Raw genomic sequence first — 21,480 nt, 5'->3', positions numbered from 1 at the left:
TCACCGGCGCACCGCGCCCTTAACACCGTGACTTGCAGGCGGCTGCCCCGTGTGCCATAGCCTGCGCTTCAATTCCGAGGGAGACTAGAATGGCTGACACTTCCGGCCTGATGAAAGGCAAACGCGGGCTGATCATGGGCGTGGCCAACAACCGCTCGATCGCCTGGGGCATTGCCAAGGCCTGCGCCGACGCCGGCGCGGAACTGGCCCTGACCTACCAGGGCGACGCGCTGCGGAAGCGGGTCGAGCCCCTGGCCGCGGATCTGGGCGCAATCATTGCCGGTCACTGCGACGTCACCGACCTCGACAGCGTCGATGCCGTGTTCGCGGCGCTGGAAGAAAAGTGGGGCAAGCTCGATTTCGTGGTCCACGCGATCGCGTTTTCGGACAAGGACGAACTGACCGGCCGCTATGTCGAGACCACCCGCGAAAACTTCAACCGCACCATGGAGATCTCGGTCTATTCGCTGACCGCGGTCGCCAAGCGCGCCGAGCCGCTGATGACGGATGGCGGCTCGATCCTGACGCTGACTTATTACGGCGCGGAAAAGGTGATGCCTCACTACAATGTGATGGGCGTCGCCAAGGCCGCCCTGGAAGCCAGCGTGCGGTATCTCGCGGTCGATCTCGGCGGCTCCAACATCCGCGTCAACGCGATCTCGGCCGGGCCGATCAAGACGCTTGCCGCCTCGGGCATCGGCGACTTCCGCTATATCCTCAAGTGGAACGAGTACAATTCGCCGCTCAAGCGCACGGTGACCATCGAAGAGGTGGGCGATTCCGCGCTCTATCTCGTCTCCGATCTCGCCCGCGGCGTCACCGGCGAAGTGCTGCATGTCGATTCGGGCTACCACACCGTCGGCATGAAGGCCGTCGATGCGCCCGATATCAGCGTCGTCTAGCCCCAAGCCCGACACCCGCCCCTGAAGGACCGCCGGCATGCTTCTCTATGTGATCCGCCATGGACAGACGGACTACAACAAGGAGGACCGTCTTCAGGGCGCACGCGACATTCCGCTCAACGACACCGGCCGCGCCCAGGCGACCGGCAACGGCCGCACGCTCGCCGGGCTCGAGAGCCTGGAACTGCCGCTGCCCGAATTCGACTGGGTGGCAAGCCCGCTGGGCCGGACGCGCGAAACCATGGAACTGGTGCGCAAGGCGGCCGGCCTTGAGCCCCGGGACTATCGCACCGACCAGTTGCTGATCGAACTGTCGTTCGGCGACTGGGAGGGGCACACGCTTGAAGAAGTGGCGGCGCACTCCCCGCACCTGATCGAGCAGCGCGAACAGGGCAAATGGGATTTCCGCCCGCCGGGCGCGCGCGCGGAAAGCTATGCCATGCTCGCCCAGCGCATCGACCGGTTTCTGGAAACGGTCACCCGCCCCACGATCTGCGTCGCCCATGGCGGCGTGGTGCGCGCGCTGTTCAACCGCATCGGCCATGTGCCCGGCGACGAAGCCGCGATGATCGACATCCCCCAGGACCGTGTGCTGAAGATCGACGGCGCGTCGATCGGCTGGGTGTAATCGCCGCACGCACAACCTTATGCTTTACGGCCGGGCTTCTCCTGCCTACTCTCTCGCCATTGCACCAGCGAGAGCGTCGAACATGAGATTTCCAATTGCTTCTTTCATGGCCCTTATGGGCCTTTGCCTGCCCGCGACGGCCGCGGATGTCGTCAAGGCCAACAGATCATCCGTGATGTACGACGTGGCGGTCTGGCTGCCTTCCACCTGCGCGACTTTCGGGCGGATCAAACACCAGATCCAGACCCCGCCGAAGCATGGCCGGCTCGATTTCACCACCAATATGAGCAAGGCCAAAAATATTCCCGCAAACTGCAAGGGCAAGGTCAGGGGGCTGCAGATCATCTATACGCCGGATCGCGGCTATCGCGGCCCCGACAGCTTTTACGTCAGCGTGATCGTGCCCCGCTTTGAAAACGACCCGGCGCCGACGGGTCACCCGCTCCGGTCCAGGTTCACCGTGAAATAGCGACCAGGGCCTGCCCGACCAGCCTTCCGGAGCTGAGCCGGTCGTGCCCCCGCCCCCCCCGGTCAGGAGGCGGGGGCATCGCTGTCAACCGGCGCGGATGCGCTCGCTCCAATGCGCGTGCAGCGCCTCGACGTCACCGCTGGTGAGCAACGGCATCGCGGCCTTGAGCTGCGCCTCGGGCCAGTCCCACCAGCACATTTCGGTGAGCAGCGCGACCGAGCGTTCATCGAAGCGCATCCGCACGGTTCGCACGGGATTGCCCGCGACGATGGCATAGGGATCCACATCGCGGGTCACCACCGCCCTTGTGCCGATCACGGCCCCGTCGCCGATTCGCACCCCGGGCATGACGATCGCCTCCGACCCGATCCAGACATCGTTGCCGATCACCGTGTCGCCGGCCGGCCGGTAGCCGTTCGCGGCCCCTTCGAAGGCCTCGACCTCCGACATCCAGTAGAAGGGAAAGGTGCTGATCCAGTCGTTGCGGTGTCCCTGGTTGCCCGCCATAATGAAGGCTGCACCCGAGCCGATCGAGCAGAAACTGCCGATCACGAGACGGTCGACGCCGTCATCGGGCAGGAGAAACCGCGCGCAGTCGTCGAAGCTGTGGCCGTGATAATAGCCCGAGTAATAGCTGTAGCGGCCAACGACGATGTTCGGGTTGGTGACCTGCTTGTCGAGCGTGACGCCCCGGAAGGGGCTTTCGAAATAATTGTTCATGTTCAGTCCTCTGAATGGATGTGCGTCCGCGCGCACGCGGAACCGGCGCAGCCGCCGGACGGCGCTGCGCTTGAGCCCTGTCCGAGCGTCAGGGCGTCATTCAGATGGTTCGGTCTGCCGACTTCACGAGGGACCTTCACATGGAAAAGAGAGGGGTGCGTGACCGCTCGGCGGCTTACTGCACCAGTTCGAGATCGTTGATCATCCGCTTGCCGTCGACCTCGGTGTAGAAGATCACCACTTCGACATCCTTGTCGAGGCCTTCGAAATTGAACTCGGTCGGGGTCTGGTAGACCTTGCCGTCGTCGAGCTTGATGGTCTGGTCGGCGGGCGAGACCTCGGCAATCAGGCCGGTGGCGTCCGCGCTCTGGGCCCAGGCCGCAAATGGCGCGAGAAGGGCGGACACGGTCAGCAAAGCAGAAATGGCAAGACGCATGGGACAATCCTTGGTCAAAGATTCGTTTTGCCCCTTGAAGAGGCTGATTGTGGCAAAATTGATGGCGGCATGAGAGCCACAAACGCAGCCGATGTCAACGAAACGCCCCTGGCGCCTGCCCGTTTGCACAAAAACACTTCCCCCCGCCCCCCGATATCCTCTAGAACTCGGCACGAATGCAAGGACGCGGGCCGGCCCCGCCAAGATCACGGTAAAATCCATGTCGCACAACACTTTCGGCCATCTGTTTCGCGTGACCACCTGGGGCGAAAGCCACGGTCCGGCGCTCGGCTGCGTGGTCGATGGCTGCCCGCCCGGACTGCGTTTTTCCGAGGACGGATTGCAGCACTGGATGGACAAGAGAAAGCCCGGCCAGTCGCGCTTCGTCACCCAGCGCCGCGAGGACGACAAGGTGAAAGTGCTCTCGGGCGTGATGCGCGAGGAGAGCGGCGAGCTCGTTACCACCGGCACGCCCGTGTCGATGCTGATCGAGAACACCGACCAGCGCTCCAAGGACTATTCCGAGATCGCCCGGCGCTACCGGCCCGGCCACGCCGACTACACCTATGACGTCAAATATGGCATCCGCGACTATCGCGGCGGCGGACGCTCCTCGGCGCGCGAGACCGCGGCGCGGGTGGCGGCGGGGGGGCTCGCACGCCTGGTGGTGCCGAACATGATCGTGCGCGCGGCGCTGGTGCAGATCGGCGATCGCAAGATCGACCGTGGCAACTGGGACTGGTCCCAGGTCGACGCCAACCCGTTCTTCTGCCCGGACGCCAAGATGGTGCCGGTGTGGGAAGACTATCTCGACACCATCCGCAAGGCGGGCTCCTCGGTCGGCGCCGTCATCGAGGTGGTGGCCGAAAACGTGCCCGCCGGGCTGGGCGCACCAATCTATGCCAAGCTCGATCAGGACATCTGCGCCAACCTGATGTCGATCAACGCCGTCAAGGGCGTGGAGATCGGCAACGGGTTCGGCGCGGCCGAAATCAGCGGCGAGGAAAATGCCGACGAGATGCGCATCGGCCCCGACGGCAAGCCGGTGTTTCTGTCCAATAATGCCGGCGGCATTCTCGGCGGCATCTCGACCGGGCAGCCGATCGTTGCCCGCTTCGCCGTCAAGCCGACCTCGTCGATCCTCAACGACCGGCGTTCGGTCGATGCCGACGGCAACGAGGTGGACGTGCGCACCAAGGGCCGGCACGACCCCTGCGTCGGCATCCGCGCCGTGCCGATCGGAGAAGCCATGGTCGCCTGCGCGCTGGCCGACCATTATCTGCGGGACCGCGGCCAGACCGGCCGCCTGGACTGAGAGAGACGTTCCATGAGCTATGACCAAGCGCACGTCGTTGACGCCATCCGGGCCTTCGAGGCCGGCGAAATCGTGGTCGTGACCGATGACGGCGGCCGCGAGAACGAAGGCGACCTGATCGTCGCCGCGGTTCACTGCACGCCCGAAAAGATGGCCTTCATCGTGCGCCACACTTCCGGCATCGTCTGCACGCCGATGCCGCGGGAAGAGGCCAAGCGGCTCAATCTGACAGCGATGGTGGCGGAAAACGATTCGGCGCACACCACCGCCTTCACCGTCTCCGTCGACTACAAGCACGGCACCACCACCGGCATTTCCGCGGAAGACCGGACGCTGACGGCGCGCAACCTCGCCAACCCCAATTCCGGCGCGTCCGACTTCACCCGGCCCGGCCACATCTTTCCGCTGATCGCGCGCGAGGGCGGGGTGCTGATGCGCTCGGGCCATACCGAGGCCGCCGTCGACCTGTGCCGGCTCGCCAGCCTGCCGCCGATCGCGGTGATCTGCGAACTGGTCAACGATGACGGCACGGTCACGCGCGGCGAGCAGGTCGACCAGTTCGCCGCCACGCACAATCTCAAGCAGATCTCGGTCGCCGACCTGATCGCCTACCGCCAGCGCAAGGAAACGCTGGTGCACCACGTCGAGAGCTTCGACGTCGAGACCGTCGCCGGCCCCGCCAAGGCGCATTCCTACAAGCTGCCGTGGGATCCGATGCATCACCTTGCCGTGGTGTTCGGCGACGTGCGCGACGGCGTCGACGTGCCGGTGCGGCTGCATCTCGAATCGGTGGTCGACGACGTGTTTTCCAAGGCCGACCCGATGACCGCGATCATGACGCGGATGGCCAGGGAAGGCCGCGGCGTGGTGGTCTATCTGCGCGAAGGCTCGGTCGGCGTCGGCAAGCAGACGAACCGCCGCGACATCGCCGGCGACCGAGAGGAGCATGCGGAAGCCAAGGCCCGCGAGGACGAATGGCTCGAAATCGGGCTGGGCGCGCAGATCCTGAAGGATCTCGGCATCAGCTCGATCCGGCTCTACTCCTCGCGCGAGCGCCATTATGTCGGCCTCGAAGGATTCGGCATCAAGATCTCCTCGACCGAGATTCTCTGAACCGCCAGCCGGACATGCGTGATGGCGGCAGTACCCGCCTGTCAAAGTGGTGGCGCATCCCTTGCATGACCTGACGCTCAGGCCGATTGATTTCGGATAGCATCCGGCTCCGCCCCCCGCGGAAGCCCTTGCGTCTGCCGCGGCCGTGATCACGCGATTGCCCCCCGCGGCCGACGTCCCTCGCAAAGCCCCTGCCCTCATCACGGGAGACCTGCATGGACATCCGACCCGCCACCGCAGACGACGCCGAGGCGATCATTTCCCTCTGGCATCGGGGATGGCACGAGGCCCATGCCGCTCTCGTGCCCGAGGAGATCCTGGCCTACCGGAAGCCGGACACCTTTCGCACCTGGTGGGCGGAAGCAACAGACAGGTTCTTCGTCGCCGTTTCCGGCGCGCGGCCCATCAGTTTCGTGTCCGTGAAGGACTGCGAAGTCGTCAAGCTGTATGTCGGGTCGGCAGCGCGCGGCACGGGCGTCGCGCCCGCCTTGCTCGCGTTCGCGGAACGGACCCTGGCGCAGGTCGGGGTCACCGAGGCGGAACTCTTTTGCACTGCGGGCAATGCCCGGGCAGAGCGGTTCTACCTCCGGAACGGCTGGCGTCTCGCCGAGACCTTTGACGATGCGCTATGGACCCCGGCGGGCGTCACCCGCAGGGTCATCGTCCCCACGCATCGCTTTCGCAAAGGGCTGGCCGGTCAGTTCTCCGCCCGATAGGCGGCCACCGCTTCGCCGAAGGCGCGGAACAGCTTCTGATTGACCGGATTGTCCTGCGGGTCGTATTCGGCGTGCCACTGAACGCCGAGCGCGAACCCCTTCGCGTCGCGGAAGCGGATCGCCTCGATGGTGCCGTCTTCCGCCACGCCTTCCGACACGATCCTGTCGCCGAGTTCGAGCACGCCCTGGCCATGCAGCGAATTGACCCGGATGGTGCTGCTGCCGAGGATCTGCGCGAACACGCCGTCGGGTTCGAGCCTGACCTCGTGGCGGTCGGCGAAGACCACCGCCGGGTCGGGATGGATCTCGCCGGTCTCCAGCCGCGGCATGCGGTGGTTCATCCGCCCCGGCAGTTCGCGGATCTCGGGATGCAGCGAGCCGCCGCCGGCCACGTTCATTTCCTGAAAGCCGCGGCAGATGCCGAACAGCGGCACGCCGCGCGCGACGCAGGCCTCGACCAGCGGCAGCGCCACGGCGTCGCGGGCGACATCATAGGGCTCGTGGCGCGGATCGGGCACGGCGCCGAACCGGCTCGGATGCACATTGGCCCGCGCCCCGGTCAGCAGCACGCCGCTGACGACCGACAGCAGGTCGTCGATGTCGGTGATCTCGGGATTGCCGGCGAAGATCAGCGGCAGGGCGCCGGTGACGTCGGCGATGGCCTGGAGATTGCGTTCCCCGGCCATCTGCACGAGGAACCGGTTTTCCATGTTGTAGGTGTTGCCGATGATGCCGATAACGGGCTTTGGCATGAGTGGGCCTCGCATTCAGGTCGGCCCCGCATCAAGCGGAACAGACCCTCCGTGTTTTCCACACCCTGCGGCGTTCAACAACTCCACCCCGGCAAAAAACCGCACAAAAACCCTGAATTCCGGGGTGACGGAGTTTCAACCGCTGCAGCCGGAGCCTGCCTCCGCGCCTCAGGCGGCAAGCCAGCCCTCGGCATATTCGACGCCCGACACGCCGGTGAAGCGGGCAAGGCGCGCAAGTTCGGCGTCGAGCTTCGCCAGGCGCCCGGCCGAGGCGCGCACGCCCGGTTCGAGCCACAGCCGGGCGACCTTGAGCGTGTCGGCCTTGCGGTCGGCCTTCATGTCGATGCGGCCGATGATGCGGTCGCCTTCGAGCAGCGGGAACACGTAGTAGCCGTATTCACGCTTGGCCTCGGGCACGAACACCTCGATGCGGTAGTAGAATCCGAACAGGCGTTCGGCGCGGTTGCGGTCGCGCAGCAACGGATCGAACGGGCTCAACACCCTGACCCGCGCGGGCGGATCGGGCCAGTCGGCCGGATCGGGCGACAGGCCCTTGAAGGCAAAGCTCGCGCGCGCCCTGCCCCCGCCCATGCAGTCGATCTCGACCGGCACGAGTTCCGCGCGGTTGGCCGCGACCCAGGCCCTGGCTTCCTCCGGCGTCACCAGGGCCCAGAAGGCCGCGATCTCCCCGTGGGTGGCGAAGCCGAGCCGCGACAAGGCGCCGCGGCAGGCCCAGTCGACAAATTCCTCGTGCGTCACCTCGGGCATGCGGTGGCGATCCGGAATCACCCGTTCGCTCAGGTCGTAGACCTTCTGGAAGTTCTCGCGGGCTGAGATCGCGAGCTTGCCGGTGTGCCAGAAGAATTCGAGCGCGGTCTTGGAGGGATGCCATTCCCACCAGCCGCCGGACTTGTGGCCGGCCTGCTTGACCTCGCGGGCCATGATCGCGCCTGTCTCGGCGATCCGGGCATAGGTTTCGTCGAAAGCCCTGTCGAAATTCTCGCCATGCCACTTGGCCCAGCGCTCGCGCATCACCGGTTCCCTGCGCCGGAAGCGGTGCTTCCAGTAGCGATAAAAGGCGCTCGGGATGATCGAGGCGTCATGGGTCCAGTGCTCGAACAGGTCCCTGTCCTCCTCCAGCAACTGCCGAAGATGCTCGCGCCGGAAGGTCTGGTTGCGGGAAAACAGGATCTGGTTGTGGGCGCGCTCGACGGTCGAAATACTGTCGACCTGGACGAAGCCGATCTCATGGATCAGCGCGAGCAGGTCCTGTTTTGACAACGCCCGGGCGGGCGGCGCCGAAAGCCCCTGCTTGGCGAGGAATATCCGCCGCGCGGCGGTGTTGGAAACCGGAATCACCATGGCGCGAGCTTACACGCGTTCCCGCTTTGTTCAACAGCCATTGTCCCGCCCCGACGGCTCTCGGAGGTCAGGCCCAAGCGCGGCTGCGGCGCGCGCGCAGGTGACAGGTCGCGGATCTTGCTTTATCGATAGGACTGGCCCCAGCGCGATTTCACCGTTAGACGGATTCCATGACAACTTATTATTACTACAATCCCATCTGCCTGGAACACCAAACGCCGCCCGGCCATCCGGAGCGGGCCGACCGGTTGAAGGCGCTCGAGGCCATCTTCGAACACGAGCATTTCAACACGCTGGTCCGCCACCTGGCGCCGGAAGCCGCGGCCGAATCGGTGCTGCTGGCGCATCCCGAGAGCTATCTCGAACACGTGCGCACATCGATTCCCGAAACCGGGTTCGCCCGCATCGACGAGGACACGGTGGCAAGCCCGCGCTCGATGGAAGCGGCGCTGATCGGCGTCGGCGGGGCGATGGCAGCGGTCGATGCGGTATTCAAGAAAGAGGCCGACAACGCCTTTGTCGCCACGCGCCCCCCTGGCCACCATGCCGAGAAGGCCACTTCGATGGGGTTCTGCCTGTTCAACCAGGCGGCCATCGCTGCGCGCCATGCGCAGAAGGTCTATGGCGCCGAGCGGGTGGCGATCATCGACTGGGACGTGCATCACGGCAACGGCACCCAGGACATCTTCTACGACGACCCGAGCGTGATCTACTGCTCGACCCACCAGATGCCGCTCTATCCCGGCACCGGAGCGCTGTCGGAAACCGGCCAGGGCAACATCTTCAACGCGCCGCTGTCGGCCAATGACTGCGGAGACCAGTTCCGCGAGGCCTTCAGGACCCGCATCCTGCCGGCGGTCGAAAACGCGCGGCCGGACCTCGTCATCATCTCGGCCGGCTTCGATGCGCACCACCGCGATCCCCTCGCCGAGATCAACCTGGTCGCCGACGATTTCGACTGGGCCACCGGCAAGTTGATGGAAATCGCCGGCCGGCACGCCGGCAACCGGGTCGTCAGCCTGCTCGAAGGCGGCTATGATCTGGTCGGCCTCGCGGAATCGGCGGCCGCCCACGTGATCCGGCTGCAGGAGGGCTGACCCGTGACGGAAGCCAGCGACATCAACACCCTGAGTTTCGAACAGGCGGTGGCCGAACTCGAACGCATCGTCGAGCAGCTCGAACGCGGCGACGTGGCGCTCGACAAGTCGATCGAGATCTACGAACGCGGCGAAGCGCTGAAGGCGCATTGCGAGAAGCTCCTGTCGGCCGCCGAAAAGCGCATCGAAAAGATCCGGCTCGACCGCCAGGGCCAACCGGCCGGCACCGAGCCGCTTGACACCGAATAACCAGGCGCGCGCGCCCCGCGAGCGCGGGCCCGGACGAGGAGAGACCCAGATGAGCTTCTTTCCCGGCGGCGATCCCGAGCCTGGCGACGCACTGTCCTGCGACGCCATCGAGCACCTGATCATCCCCTCCTCGCGCGACATCGGCGGCTTCGCCGTGCGCCGGGCGCTGCCGACCGCACGGCGGCGCATGGTGGGACCGTTCATCTTTTTCGACCGGATGGGTCCGGCGGTGCTGACCGGCGGCGCCGCCCTCGATGTCAAACCGCATCCCCATATCGGGCTGTCGACGGTGACCTATCTGTTCGACGGTGCCATCCGCCATCGCGACAGTCTCGGCACCGAAATGGTGATCCGCCCGGGCGACGTGAACCTGATGACGGCCGGCCGCGGCATCGTGCATTCGGAACGGTCGCCCGAGGAGATGCGCGGCGGCGAGCTTTCGATCTCGGGCCTGCAGACCTGGCTTGCGCTGCCCGACACGCTTGAGGAGATCGACCCGAGCTTCGCCCATGTCTCCAACACCGAATTGCCCGTGATAACCGATCACGGCATCCGCGCCCGGCTGGTGATGGGCCATTTCGGCGGCGCCACGTCGCCGGTGCCGCAATTCAGCGACACGCTCTATGTCGATCTTGCGCTCGAGCCCTCATGCTCGGCGCCGTTCGATGCAGCCTGGGAAGAGCGCGCGATCTATGTGCTCGACGGCGCGATCGAGATCGCCGGCGACCGCTTCGGGCCCGACCGGCTGCTGGTGCTGCGCCCGGGCGACGCGATCACGATGACCGCCGGCGAAACCGGCGCGCGCCTGATGCTGTTCGGCGGCGAGAGCATGCCGACGCGGCGCCACATCTGGTGGAACTTCGTCTCCTCCTCGCGCGAGCGCATCGAACAGGCCAAGGCCGAATGGCGCACCGGCCGGTTCGATATCGTTCCCGGCGACGAAGAGGAATTCGTGCCGCTTCCGGGAGCCTGAGCCCCGCATTTTTTGGCCATCGCCGCACCGACTCACAACCAACCGGCAGACTGCGCCAGCATCGGCCACGATCTGTTCGGCCGCATTGCTTGGCATTTCATTCGCGGATCCACTATTATTTTGTTGAAACCCGGGTTTGTTCGATTACAAACTTTCGGCATTGTCATTGGAGGATATGTTTATGAGAAAATACTTATGCGCGACCCTGCTGAGCCTTGCGGTGGTCTCGCCGGCCCTGGCCGGCAATGCAACCCTGAAGAAGGACGGCAAGTCCTACGCGCTCAATTGCAGCAGTGGCGGCTGTTTCCTGTCGGAAAAAATCTCGATGTTCAAATCGGGTCCGAAACAGCGCCTCGGCCCGGGCGGCGTCGACAATTTCAAGGCCTGGCAAAAGAAACTGAAGAGCCAGGGCTACAACTGATCCGGCCCCGACGGCGCGTTCAAAAAGGCGGCCATCCAGCGCATGGCCGCCTTTTTCCGTCTGGATGGGGCCTCGCCCGCAACCCTGGCGCCGACAATGCGCTGCTTGCGGTGAGGTTACGGGCGGCCGCGCAGGCGTGACAAACACGCCTGTGGCATGTTTACACAAGCCCCACTTGAAGCGTTAATCCGGGTTTACACATTCCGGTTTCCGGGCTAGGCCTGAATGATTGTGAGGCATGACGTGACAAAACCGCCAGAAACCCCGCTCCTGGATACCGTCCGGTTCCCATCCGACCTGAAGGCCATTGACGACAAGCTGCTGCCGCAGCTGGCGCAGGAAGTGCGCGCCGAAATGATCGACGCGGTGTCGCGCACCGGCGGTCACCTGGGCGCCGGCCTCGGCGTGGTGGAACTGACGATCGCCATCCACAAGGTGTTCGACACCCCGCACGACCGGCTGATCTTCGATGTCGGCCACCAATGCTATCCGCACAAGATCCTGACCGGACGCCGCGACCGCATCCGCACGCTGCGCCAGGAAGGCGGGCTGTCGGGCTTCACCAAGCGCGCCGAAAGCGAGTATGACGATTTCGGCGCGGGTCATTCCTCGACCTCGATTTCCGCCGGGCTCGGCATGGCGGTCGCAAGCCAGTTGCAAGGCGTCAAGCGCAACGTGATCTCGGTGATCGGCGACGGCGCGATGTCGGCGGGCATGGCCTATGAGGCGCTCAACAATGCCGGCGCGCTCGACGCGCGGCTGATCGTGATTTTGAACGACAACGACATGTCGATCGCCCCGCCGACCGGGGCGATGAGCGCCTATCTCGCGCGCATGGCCTCGGGCCGGACCTATATGGGCATCCGCGAGGCCGGCAAGAAACTGACCGCCTATCTCGGCGAAAGCGCCGACCGCGCCATCAGCCGCGCGGTGGGCCACGCCCGCGGCTATGTGACCGGCGGCACCATGTTCGAGGAGCTGGGCTTCTATCACATCGGCCCGATCGACGGGCACAATCTCGAGCACCTGCTGCCGGTGCTGCGCAATGTGCGCGACAATGGCGACGGGCCGGTTCTCATTCACGTGGTCACGCAGAAGGGCAAGGGCTACGCGCCCGCCGAAGCGGCTTCCGACAAATATCACGGCGTGTCGAAATTCGACGTGGTCACCGGCACCCAGGCCAAGGCCAAGCCCAATGCGCCGAGCTACACCGCCGTCTTCGGCGAGGCGCTGGTCCAGGAAGGCACGCTTGACGACAAGATCGTCGCCATTACCGCGGCCATGCCAGGCGGCACCGGCGTCGACAAATTCGCCACAGCCTTTCCCGACCTCACCTTCGATGTCGGCATCGCCGAACAGCATGCGGTGACCTTTGCCGCCGGCATGGCGACCGAGGGGCTCAGGCCCTTCTGCACGATCTATTCGACCTTCCTGCAGCGCGGCTACGACCAGGTGGTCCACGACGTGGCGATCCAGAAGCTGCCGGTCCGGTTCCCGATCGACCGCGCGGGCTTCGTGGGCGCCGACGGCGCCACCCATGCCGGCACCTTCGACACCGCCTATCTCGCCTGCCTGCCGGGCTTCGTGGTGATGGCCGCGGCCGACGAGGCCGAACTCAAGCACATGGTGCGCACCGCCGCCGCCTATGACGAGGGCCCGATCTCGTTCCGCTATCCGCGCGGCGAGGGCGTGGGCGTGGAAATGCCCGCCCGCGGCGAAATCCTGGAAATCGGCAAGGGCCGCATCGTCCGCGAGGGCGCCAAGGTGGCGCTTTTGTCGTTCGGCACGCGGCTCGCCGAATGCCTGCTCGCCGCCGAGGACCTCGACGCGGCGGGCCTGTCGACCACGGTCGCCGACGCCCGCTTCGCCAAGCCGCTCGACCACGACCTGATCCGGCAGCTTGCGCGCCACCACGAGGTGCTGATCACCATCGAGGAAGGCTCGGTCGGCGGCTTCGGCAGCCATGTGTTCCAGTTCCTGTCGTCGGAAGGTCTGCTCGACGGGGGCCTGAGGGCGCGCTCCATGGTGATGCCCGACATCTTCATGGACCATGCTTCCCCGGAAGCGATGTATGCCCGCGCCGGCCTCGACCGGAGGGGCATCGTCGACACCGTGTTCCGCACGCTCACCGGCCAGGCGCGCGACACCGCGCAGGTAAGCCTTCTGAAACCATAGGCATTTGCCGCCCTCTAACCATGTCTTTTGGGCGTTCCGAAAGGCGTGGCTGCTAGTCTCCTTGCCAGAAGAAGAAGACTGACGGGGTGGTTGATCATGACACCGGGACATTCTGCGCGACAGCTTGCTGCGCGGCATTTGGCATGCGGGGCGCTTGCGGCATCGCTGCTCAGCGGCACCTCGATGGCCGCGGCGCTGGCCGGTGCACAACCGGCCTATGACCGCCATATCGAGGAGGCCGCGATCCGCATGCTGCAGCCCAAACTCGGCGAGATCCGCGGGCCGCTCGATCTCGATGCCCGCAATCACCTGTTTCCGCCGCTGTCCGAGCGGGTCGGGTTGCGAGGGGCCTCTGGCTTTTCCGCGCCGCCCGCGCCCGCCGGCGCGCCTGAGCACGTTACCGTGACCGATCCCCGCACCGTCATGCCGGCCCCGGCGCCAAATGGCAGGCAGCCGCGCGCGGAGGGCAGCATCCTCCGCTATTGACGGCCCACGCCCCGACAAAGGGCTTGCCCTCGCGCCGCTTCCGCGCCAAGACGGCGCGATGAACACACCCGCCTCCCCCAATGCGCCCGCGCGCGACCGGCTGGACCAGGTCCTGGTCCGGCGCGGGTTCTACGACAGCCGCTCGCGGGCGCGCGACGCGATCGCGCGCGGGGCGGTCTCGGTCGATGGCGCGGTCATCGCCAAGGCGGGCGCGCTGGTGGCGGATTCGGCGGAGATTTCGGTGCGCGATGCGGCGCGCGAGTACGTCTCGCGCGCGGCGCTCAAGCTCAAGGCCGGGCTCGCCGCCTTCGGCTACGATCCGGAGGGGCGGACCTGCCTCGATATCGGCGCCTCCACCGGCGGGTTCACCCAGGTGCTGCTCGAAGCCGGCGCGACCCGCGTGCTCGCGGTCGATGTCGGCCATGGCCAGCTGGCGGCGTCGCTTCTTGGCCATCCGCGCGTGACAAATCTCGAGGGGCTGAACGCCCGCGATCTCGCGGCCTCGCATCTCGACGGCGCCGAGATCGGCGCGGTGGTCTCCGACGTGAGCTTCATCTCGCTGAAACTGGCGCTGCCGCCGGCGCTCGACCTCGCCGCCCCCGGCGCCTTCGCCGTGCTTCTGGTCAAACCGCAATTCGAGGCGGGACGGACAGCGATCGGCAAGGGCGGACTGCTGAAGGATCCCGCGCAAGGCCCGCGGATCGCGGACGATCTCGCCCGCTGGCTCGATGGCCTGCCCGGCTGGCGCGCCACCGGCCCTGTCGCCTCGCCGATCGAGGGCAGCGACGGCAACCACGAATTCCTGATCGGAGGCGTCAAAACATGAGCGCTGAAAGACTTGCCATCGCGCGGCTCGGCGCCCAGGGCGACGGCATCGCCGACACGCCCCGGGGCCAGGTGTTCGTGCCCTTCGCCGCGCCCGGAGACGTGGTCAATGCCGGGGTCGAGAAGAACCGCGGCGCGCTGATTGCCGTGCTCGAGCCCTCGCCCGACCGGGTGACGCCGCCCTGCCCGCATTTCGGCCCCGACCATGAGAATGCCGGCTGCGGCGGCTGCGCGCTGCAGCATGTGGCCGATGCGACCTATCGCGACTGGAAGCGCGACCTGGTGGTCGCAGCACTCGAAAGCCGTGGCATCAGGGCAGAGGTGGCGCCGCTCGTCGCCTGCGCGCCGCACGCGCGGCGACGCGTGGTGTTTGCCGCGCGCCGCACGGACAAGGGCGCGGTGCTCGGCTTCAACCGCGCCTCAAGCCACCACATCGTCGCGATCGAGACCTGCGTCGTCGCCTCCGAGCGGATCAACCAGATGCTGCCGGCGCTCCGCCGCCTTGCCACCGCGGTGGCGGTCGGCAGGGAGGCGTTCCGGCTCTCCGTGCTCGACGCCGCCCCCGGGCTGGATCTGGCCGCCGAGGCCCCGTTCAAGCTCACGGAACCCGACCGGCTGAGGATCATTTCGGCGGTGCGGGCCGAGGCGGGCGTGGCCCGGCTTACTTTCAATGGCGAGATCCTGATCGAGAAACAGCCGCCCGAACTCGGCTTCGGCCGCGTGAGCGTGAACCCGCCGCCAGGCGGCTTCGTGCAGGCGAGCCGCGAGGCCGAGACCGTGATGGGCGACCTCGTCACGGATCACCTTAAGAAATCCAAGCGCGTGGCCGACCTGTTTTCCGGCGCCGGCACCTTCGCGCTGCGGCTCGCCGAGGCAAGCCATGTGCACGCGGTGGAGGCCGATGGCGCTTCGCTCGCAGCGCTTGACCGCGCCGCGCGCCACGCGCAGGGGATTAAGCCGGTGAGCGTGGAAAAGCGCGACCTGTTCCGCCGCCCGCTGATGGCCTCCGAGCTCAAACCCTATCAGGGCCTCGTCTTCGACCCGCCGCGCGCGGGCGCCGAAACCCAGGCGCAGGAAATCGCCCGCTCGACGATCCCGCGCCTCGCCGCGGTTTCCTGCAATCCGCTGACGCTTGCCCGCGACCTCGAAATCCTCCTCAAATCCGGCTACCGCCTCACCTCGGTCACGCCGATCGACCAGTTCCTGTGGTCGGCCCATGTGGAAGTGGTGGCGCTGCTCGAACGCCCGAAGCGGTAGAAGGGCTCCGCCCTCTCCACCGTCACCCCGGAGCTGATCCGCGGGCCGCCCACTCGCGCGTCCGCGCGGTGAGAGACTGTTGTCGGACAAAGAAGGCGCCACCCGGCTCGCGGACGCTCGCCCGCTGGATACCGAATCGGGGTCCGGCATGACGGGGGATTGGCCGCGCATTTCCGTATTTCGCGGCCGATGCACGGACCCCTCGTTTCGTCATCCTTGGGCCCCGACCCGAGGATCCATTCCGTGTTCTTTCCAGCCCCGATACAGGTCGAGACATCACGGTATGGATCCTCGGCTCGGTGGCCGAGGATGACGACGGAGAGAGTGCGGGATGACGACGGAGAGAGCCCGGGATGACGCAGGGCGTGACCGCGCGGTCTGAGAAGGCCGGCGCTGAAGCGGCGCCTACTTCTTCCGCGCCATGAAGGCCTGGAAGGCGGCCAAGGCTTCGGCGCTTTTCAACTGGCTGGCAAACAGCGCGCCCTCCTCGCGGATGCGGGCGACGACGGTTTCCGGGTCGGGCTTGACCAGGCGGCGGGCGATCGCGAGTGCCTGGGGCGGTTTGGCGGCGAGAGCCGAGGCCGCCTCGAAGACGGCGGACTCAAGCGCGTCGGCGTCGACCACGCGGAAGATCAGGCCCGCGCATTCGGCCTCTTCGGCGGAAAAGGGATGGCCTGCGGCGAGCAGCGCGAAGGCCTTCTGGTGGCCCATGATCGCGGGCGCGAGCAGGCTGGAGCCGGCTTCGGGCACCAGCGCCAGGTCGACAAACGGGGTATGGAAGCGTGAGCCGGGCGTTGCGAAGGTCAGGTCGCAATGCATCTGGATGGTGGTGCCGATGCCGATCGCCAGCCCGTCGACGCCGGAGACCAGCGGCTTTGTGAGCCTCGCCAGCGCCAGCAGGAAATCGGTGACTTCCGCGCCGTTCGAGGCGCCCATGGCGACCGCCATGAAATCCTGCAGGTCGTTGCCGGAGGAGAAGGCCCCGGGCGTGCCGAGCATCACATGGGCGCGCACGCTCGCATCCGCCTCGCCGTCGGTGAGCGCCTCAGCCATCGCCTGATACATCGCGCGGGTGATGGCGTTCTTCTTGTCGGGCCGGTTGAAGCGGATGACGTTCAGTGCGCCGGCATCGCCTGCGCGTTCAGTCAGGATATGGTCTGTCATGTCCGTCCCCTTCAGGATCGCGCCGGAGACACCGGCCACTGCTTGATCAGGCGAGCGCCGCTTCGGCACCCTTAAGGCTTGCGGCGCCCTCGGTGGCGGCGGCCAGAAGCCCGGCGGTTTCGGGGGCGAAATTGGCGGCGGCGAAGCGGGCGAGCGCCGCGCGGGCCGCGGCTTGCGGCGCCTGCGCATCCGCCAGCACGCCGCGGGCGACGAGCGCCACCGTCGCGGTCAACCCGAACAGCCGCAGATAGGGCGTGGCGCCGGTCAGTGCGTCGGGCTGCCGGCCCTCGGCAAGGGCCGCCTGCATATAGGCGGTGGCAGCTTCGAGATCGGCGATCGCCGCCTCGAGCCGGTCGGCGACGCCCGCGAGCGCACCGGAATTGTCCGCACGCGCGGCTTCCGCGTCGGCCTTGAACTCGGCAATCAGCCGGGCGACCGTGTCGCCGCCCGAGAGCGGCAGCTTGCGGGTGACCAGATCGATCGCCTGGATGCCGTTGGTGCCCTCATAGATCGGCGCGATGCGGGAATCGCGGAGCAGCCGGGCGGCGCCGGTCTCCTCGATGAAGCCCATGCCGCCATGCACCTGTACGCCGAGCGAGGCCACTTCCATGCCGATATCGGTGGAGAAGGCCTTGGCGATCGGGGTGATCAGGCTCGCGCGCTCGGACCAGGCCTTGGCCTCGTCGCCTTCGGTGAGCCGCGCCATGTCGAGCGCCTCGGCGCACGAATAGCAGATGGCGCGCGCGCCCTGCGTCAGCGCCTTCATGGTCATCAGCATGCGCGCGACGTCGGGGTGCTGGATGATCGGGCTCATGCCTTCGCCCGAAAAGCCCGGGGCGCGGCCCTGAGTGCGCTCCTTCGCATAGGCGATCGCCTTCTGGGTGGCGGTTTCGGCCACCGCGACGCCCTGCATGCCGACGGCGAGGCGGGCATTGTTCATCATCGTGAACATGCAGGCGAGGCCGCGGTTTTCCTCGCCGATCAGCCAGCCGATGGCGCCGGGCTCGTCGCCGAACTTGCCGTCGCCATAGATCATGGTGCAGGTGGGCGAGGCATGGATGCCGAGCTTGTGTTCGAGGCCCGAGCAGAACACATCGTTGCGCGCGCCGAGCGAACCGTCGTCGCCGACGAAGAATTTCGGCACCAGGAACAACGAGATGCCGCGGGTGCCCGCCGGCGCATCCGGCAGCCGCGCCAGCACCAGATGAATGATGTTGTCGGTGAAGTCGTGCTCGCCATAGGTGATGAAGATCTTCTGGCCGAAGATGCGGTAGGTGCCGTCGCCCACCGGTTCGGCGCGCGCCTTGAGCGCGTTGAGATCCGAGCCCGCCTGCGGCTCGGTCAGGTTCATCGTTCCCATCCATTCGCCGGTCACGAGCTTTTCGAGATATTTGGCCTTGAGCTCGTCGGAGGCATGCTTTTCCAGCGCCTCGACCGCGCCCATGGTCAGCGTCGGGCCGATTCCGAAGGCGAGCGAGCCGGAATTCCACATCTCCAGTGCCGCCACCGACATCAGCATCGGCAGGCCCTGGCCGCCGAAATCTTCCGGCCCGGTCAGGCCGTTCCAGCCGCCGTCGATCCAGCTGCGATAGAGTTGCTTCCAGCCCGCAGGCGTGGTGACGACGCCGTCGTCGAGCTTCGCGCCCTCGGTGTCGCCGATCTCGTTCAACGGTGCGATCTCGTCGGAGGCGAAGCGGCCGGCCTCGGCCAGGATGGCGTCGACCAGATCCTCGCCCAGATCACCGAACCGGCCGGCGTCGAGCGCCTTGCCGAAGCCCGTGACTGATTTGAGCGTGTGGGCGATTTCCTCTACGGGCGCACGGTACATGTGGGTCTCCTGCCTGCTGGCCGCCCTCCTTGGCGGCATAACTCCATGCGCATGGCTAAGTGGTTTTTACGTAAGCGTCAAATTCATAGATGGGGTTTGTTCAAGGATTTTTCGCGTCGCACAGCCGGACCGGGGCGGGCTGCGCACCGCGCCGGCGGCCGGGCCGCCGCGCCTGCGCGGCTTGAAAGCCGGGCTCAGATCAGGCTTTGTAGATCATCCAGCCCTTTTGCTCTCCGGCCGAGGCCGGGGCATTGCGCGAGAACAGCGTCGCCCTGTCGCCGCCCTCCTTCTCGGAGGCCGCCAGCGCCTGCTCGGCAAATCCCATCAGGCGCGCGGCGTTGTCGGCGATCGTCGACATCGCCACGCCGATCGACAGCGTCGCATTGCCGAGCCCGGTGCCGTTGTCGGAAATGATGACGGGCCTCATGGCCGCAGCCGCGCGCATCCGGTCGATGACGCGCATGATCTCGTCTTCCGCCGCGCTGTTGACCAGGAAGGCGAAGCGGTTGCCGTCGAGCCGGGCGATGAATTCCCCCTCCCGGTTCGCGCCCTGGAACAGCTGGCCGACATGGCGGATCGCGTGGTCGCCCGCGCCCTTGGCGTTGAAGCGCTGGAAATCGTCGATCTCAACGAAGGCGAGGCCGCACATCATCGGCAGATCCGGATTGGAGTAGACACGGGCGACGGCCTTGTTGAAGGCCCGGCGGTTGGCAAGTCCGGTCAGCGGATCGACGAATTTCATCCGCTCGAAATTGTCGATGTCGGACTTGACCTCCTCGAGCGCCGCGGCCTGCTCGGCGGCGACCGCGACCAACGCCTCGCTTTTCGACGCCTGCCGTTCGGTCGCCATGCTCAACTGCTGGATCGACCGGCTCAGCGTCTCGCGGTCGATCTCGCCGTCAGTTGAAAAACTGCGCGAGGCTTCGTCGATGATCTTCGAGTAGTCGGAGAGCGAGGACTGCTCCTCCTCCAGAAGCCCGATGAAGCTGGTGATCTCCGTGCGCATGCGCTCATTGGTGCGCGCCGCCACGGATTCCTCGTGGTGGTGCGGCAGGAACTTGCGTCCCAGTTCGTCGAGCGCCTTCTGGGTCTTGTGCTTGCCGATGGCAATGAAGCCCTTGGTGAGTTCGGGATTGTTGCCGGAATAGGCCTCGTAGACGAGTTCGTAATTCCGCGGCAGGCCGTCGATGCCCATCTGGAACATCACCGTCGCCACGCGAAGCCCAACGGACGTCACGGCAGAATTCTGTTTGTTCATCCCGGCACACTCATCAAGAAAGTCGCATATTTGTCCTCTGCCCGAGAAAAGTTATTTGCCGGATAACCGCATTGCTGCAATTTGAACGACCCCGTCACTTTGTCCGAAGAAAGCGGAAAACCGGCTTTGTTGCGTCCGCGCGGCGCGCCTGATAGAGGCTCTCGCGATCAACGGACATCCCATGGCGCGCATCCTTTCGACCCTCGATCCCGACACCCTGACGCAGGCTTGCGACGCACTGCGTCGCGGCGAGCCCGTGGCCGTGCCGACCGAGACGGTCTACGGGCTTGCGGCGGACGCCACCCATCCCGGCGCCATCACCGCGATCTATGAGGCCAAGGGGCGGCCGCGCTTCAACCCGCTGATTTCGCATGTGTCCGACATCGACATGGCGCGGGCGCATGTGCGGTTCTCGCCGCTCGCGGAGAAGCTGGCCCGGGCCTTCTGGCCGGGCGCGCTGACGCTGGTGCTGCCGCTTGAGCCTTCCGGCGCGATCCATCCGCTCGCGACCGCCGGGCTTGCGACCGCCGCCGTGCGGATGCCGCAAGGCTTCGCGCGGGAACTGATCGCCACTTTCGGCCGGCCGCTCGCAGCCCCGAGCGCCAACCGCTCGGGCCGGGTGAGCCCGACCTCGGCCGAGCACGTGGCCGAAGATCTGGGCGAGCGCATCGGCCTGATCCTCGATGGCGGACGCTGCCCGATCGGGGTGGAATCGACCATCGTGGCGGTGGAGGACGGCAGGCTCAGGCTGCTCAGGCCCGGCGGGATTGCCGCCGAGGCGATCGAGGAAATCGCAGGGTTAGCGGTCGAACGGCAGCAGCCTCAGCCCGGCGAGGCCGTGATCGCGCCGGGAATGCTCACCTCGCATTACGCGCCGCAGGCGGCGGTGCGGCTCAACGCCGCCGATGTCCGCCCCGGCGAGGCGCTGATCCGCTTCGGCGAAGCGCCGGTTGCGGGGGAAGATCGCGCGCATGCCGTGTTCAACCTGTCGCCCGCCGGCGACCTGCGCGAGGCGGCAGCCAACCTGTTCGACTTTCTCAAGCGCGCGGATGCCTCCGGCGCCAGCGCCATCGCGGTGGCGCCGGTGCCCGCCCACGGGCTCGGCGAAGCGATCAACGACCGGCTGGAACGGGCGGCCGCACCGCGGCCCTGAGATCGTCCGCGCCGGTGCTGCCGGGCCATTCCCCTTTGCCGGGCGACTGCCAGCCAGTTTTCGTTAACCAGCCTCTCCGTTTGCGCGGCCGCGGAGACGGCGATGGCCAGTCCTTAAGTTTGGCTTTACCGCAGGCTGCTAGTTTTCGCTGGATTTAAAAAGGCCTGGCCAGCACCGGGGC

Annotated in this window: 22 protein-coding genes; 15 read left to right on the top strand and 7 right to left on the bottom strand. The window is 66.5% G+C overall.

Going from position 1 to position 21,480, the window contains the following annotated elements:
* Positions 1-89: 89 nt before the first annotated feature.
* From fabI to AWJ14_RS21490, 3 genes are all read left to right on the top strand, one after another.
* Positions 90-902, top strand: coding sequence for an enoyl-ACP reductase FabI (gene fabI, locus AWJ14_RS21500; protein WP_066184541.1), 813 nt, complete (start codon positions 90-92; stop codon positions 900-902).
* A gap of 37 nt (positions 903-939) precedes the next feature.
* A complete protein-coding gene (locus tag AWJ14_RS21495; RefSeq protein WP_066184539.1) occupies positions 940-1,530 on the top strand; it encodes a histidine phosphatase family protein in 591 nt (196 codons plus the stop codon).
* Positions 1,531-1,702: 172 nt separating this feature from the next.
* Positions 1,703-1,999 (top strand): hypothetical protein, encoded by a 297-nt coding sequence (locus AWJ14_RS21490; protein ID WP_139112744.1) that lies wholly within the window; start codon positions 1,703-1,705, stop codon positions 1,997-1,999.
* 84 nt (positions 2,000-2,083) lie between these two features.
* On the opposite strand, the gene catB is transcribed toward AWJ14_RS21490, so the two are convergent.
* Both catB and AWJ14_RS21480 read right to left on the bottom strand, forming a co-directional pair.
* Positions 2,084-2,719, bottom strand: coding sequence for a type B chloramphenicol O-acetyltransferase (catB, locus tag AWJ14_RS21485; protein WP_066184535.1), 636 nt, complete (start codon positions 2,717-2,719; stop codon positions 2,084-2,086).
* 175 nt (positions 2,720-2,894) lie between these two features.
* Positions 2,895-3,155, bottom strand: a complete 261-nt coding sequence (locus AWJ14_RS21480; protein ID WP_066184533.1) for a DUF1344 domain-containing protein — start codon at positions 3,153-3,155, stop codon at positions 2,895-2,897.
* Between the two features lie 220 nt (positions 3,156-3,375).
* Here AWJ14_RS21480 and aroC point away from each other — a divergent pair, with 220 nt between their 5' ends.
* The 3 genes from aroC to AWJ14_RS21465 all read left to right on the top strand — a co-directional run bounded on the left by aroC (position 3,376) and on the right by AWJ14_RS21465 (position 6,299).
* Positions 3,376-4,470, top strand: coding sequence for a chorismate synthase (aroC, locus tag AWJ14_RS21475; protein ID WP_066184531.1), 1,095 nt, complete (start codon positions 3,376-3,378; stop codon positions 4,468-4,470).
* Positions 4,471-4,482: 12 nt separating this feature from the next.
* Positions 4,483-5,583, top strand: coding sequence for a 3,4-dihydroxy-2-butanone-4-phosphate synthase (gene ribB / locus AWJ14_RS21470; RefSeq protein WP_066184529.1), 1,101 nt, complete (start codon positions 4,483-4,485; stop codon positions 5,581-5,583).
* A 215-nt stretch (positions 5,584-5,798) separates the two neighbouring features.
* Positions 5,799-6,299, top strand: a complete 501-nt coding sequence (locus tag AWJ14_RS21465) for a GNAT family N-acetyltransferase (RefSeq protein WP_066184527.1) — start codon at positions 5,799-5,801, stop codon at positions 6,297-6,299.
* Here AWJ14_RS21465 and AWJ14_RS21460 read toward each other — a convergent pair.
* Together AWJ14_RS21460 and AWJ14_RS21455 are read right to left on the bottom strand one after the other, a co-directional pair.
* Positions 6,281-7,051: a gamma-glutamyl-gamma-aminobutyrate hydrolase family protein gene (locus AWJ14_RS21460; RefSeq protein ID WP_066184525.1), complete on the bottom strand. Its 771-nt coding sequence runs from the start codon at positions 7,049-7,051 to the stop codon at positions 6,281-6,283. The genes AWJ14_RS21465 and AWJ14_RS21460 overlap by 19 nt on opposite strands.
* Before the next feature lie 168 nt (positions 7,052-7,219).
* Positions 7,220-8,413: a winged helix-turn-helix domain-containing protein gene (locus AWJ14_RS21455; RefSeq protein ID WP_066184523.1), complete on the bottom strand. Its 1,194-nt coding sequence runs from the start codon at positions 8,411-8,413 to the stop codon at positions 7,220-7,222.
* Positions 8,414-8,583: 170 nt separating this feature from the next.
* Between AWJ14_RS21455 and AWJ14_RS21450 the strand changes: the two genes are divergently transcribed.
* The 8 genes from AWJ14_RS21450 to AWJ14_RS21415 all read left to right on the top strand — a co-directional run bounded on the left by AWJ14_RS21450 (position 8,584) and on the right by AWJ14_RS21415 (position 15,896).
* Positions 8,584-9,510: a histone deacetylase family protein gene (locus AWJ14_RS21450; protein WP_066184521.1), complete on the top strand. Its 927-nt coding sequence runs from the start codon at positions 8,584-8,586 to the stop codon at positions 9,508-9,510.
* A gap of 3 nt (positions 9,511-9,513) precedes the next feature.
* Positions 9,514-9,759 (top strand): exodeoxyribonuclease VII small subunit, encoded by a 246-nt coding sequence (locus AWJ14_RS21445; protein ID WP_066184519.1) that lies wholly within the window; start codon positions 9,514-9,516, stop codon positions 9,757-9,759.
* Between the two features lie 49 nt (positions 9,760-9,808).
* The gene (locus AWJ14_RS21440) at positions 9,809-10,732 is read left to right on the top strand and encodes a pirin family protein (RefSeq protein ID WP_066184517.1); all 924 of its coding nucleotides are present in this window, start codon (positions 9,809-9,811) and stop codon (positions 10,730-10,732) included.
* 181 nt (positions 10,733-10,913) lie between these two features.
* A complete protein-coding gene (locus AWJ14_RS21435) occupies positions 10,914-11,153 on the top strand; it encodes a hypothetical protein (protein WP_066184515.1) in 240 nt (79 codons plus the stop codon).
* A 243-nt stretch (positions 11,154-11,396) separates the two neighbouring features.
* Positions 11,397-13,328 carry a 1-deoxy-D-xylulose-5-phosphate synthase gene (dxs, locus tag AWJ14_RS21430; RefSeq protein WP_171904920.1) on the top strand — a complete coding sequence of 644 codons (1,932 nt, stop codon included), beginning with the start codon at positions 11,397-11,399 and terminating at the stop codon, positions 13,326-13,328.
* A gap of 183 nt (positions 13,329-13,511) precedes the next feature.
* A complete protein-coding gene (locus AWJ14_RS21425) occupies positions 13,512-13,814 on the top strand; it encodes a hypothetical protein (protein ID WP_139112743.1) in 303 nt (100 codons plus the stop codon).
* A 58-nt stretch (positions 13,815-13,872) separates the two neighbouring features.
* A complete protein-coding gene (locus AWJ14_RS21420; RefSeq protein ID WP_066184509.1) occupies positions 13,873-14,640 on the top strand; it encodes a TlyA family RNA methyltransferase in 768 nt (255 codons plus the stop codon).
* Positions 14,637-15,896: a class I SAM-dependent RNA methyltransferase gene (locus tag AWJ14_RS21415; RefSeq protein ID WP_066184507.1), complete on the top strand. Its 1,260-nt coding sequence runs from the start codon at positions 14,637-14,639 to the stop codon at positions 15,894-15,896. Before AWJ14_RS21420 ends, AWJ14_RS21415 begins: the two co-directional genes overlap by 4 nt.
* A gap of 405 nt (positions 15,897-16,301) precedes the next feature.
* On the opposite strand, the gene AWJ14_RS21410 is transcribed toward AWJ14_RS21415, so the two are convergent.
* The 3 genes from AWJ14_RS21410 to AWJ14_RS21400 form a co-directional block, all read right to left on the bottom strand.
* Positions 16,302-17,060, bottom strand: a complete 759-nt coding sequence (locus AWJ14_RS21410) for a crotonase/enoyl-CoA hydratase family protein (RefSeq protein ID WP_066184676.1) — start codon at positions 17,058-17,060, stop codon at positions 16,302-16,304.
* Positions 17,061-17,106: 46 nt separating this feature from the next.
* Complete coding sequence (locus AWJ14_RS21405; protein ID WP_066184505.1) at positions 17,107-18,888, bottom strand: acyl-CoA dehydrogenase family protein; 1,782 nt, start codon at positions 18,886-18,888, stop codon at positions 17,107-17,109.
* 199 nt (positions 18,889-19,087) lie between these two features.
* The gene (locus AWJ14_RS21400) at positions 19,088-20,125 is read right to left on the bottom strand and encodes a GGDEF domain-containing protein (protein ID WP_171904919.1); all 1,038 of its coding nucleotides are present in this window, start codon (positions 20,123-20,125) and stop codon (positions 19,088-19,090) included.
* A 202-nt stretch (positions 20,126-20,327) separates the two neighbouring features.
* Here AWJ14_RS21400 and AWJ14_RS21395 point away from each other — a divergent pair, with 202 nt between their 5' ends.
* Entirely contained in the window at positions 20,328-21,299 is a 972-nt protein-coding gene (locus tag AWJ14_RS21395; protein ID WP_066184501.1) for an L-threonylcarbamoyladenylate synthase, read from the top strand.
* Positions 21,300-21,480: the final 181 nt, after the last annotated feature.

The organism is Parahoeflea olei, from assembly GCF_001703635.1.
Taxonomy (GTDB): domain Bacteria; phylum Pseudomonadota; class Alphaproteobacteria; order Rhizobiales; family Rhizobiaceae; genus Hoeflea; species Hoeflea olei.
The sequence above is the reverse complement of the archived record's forward strand: the minus strand, read 5'-3'. Positions and strand labels throughout refer to the sequence as shown.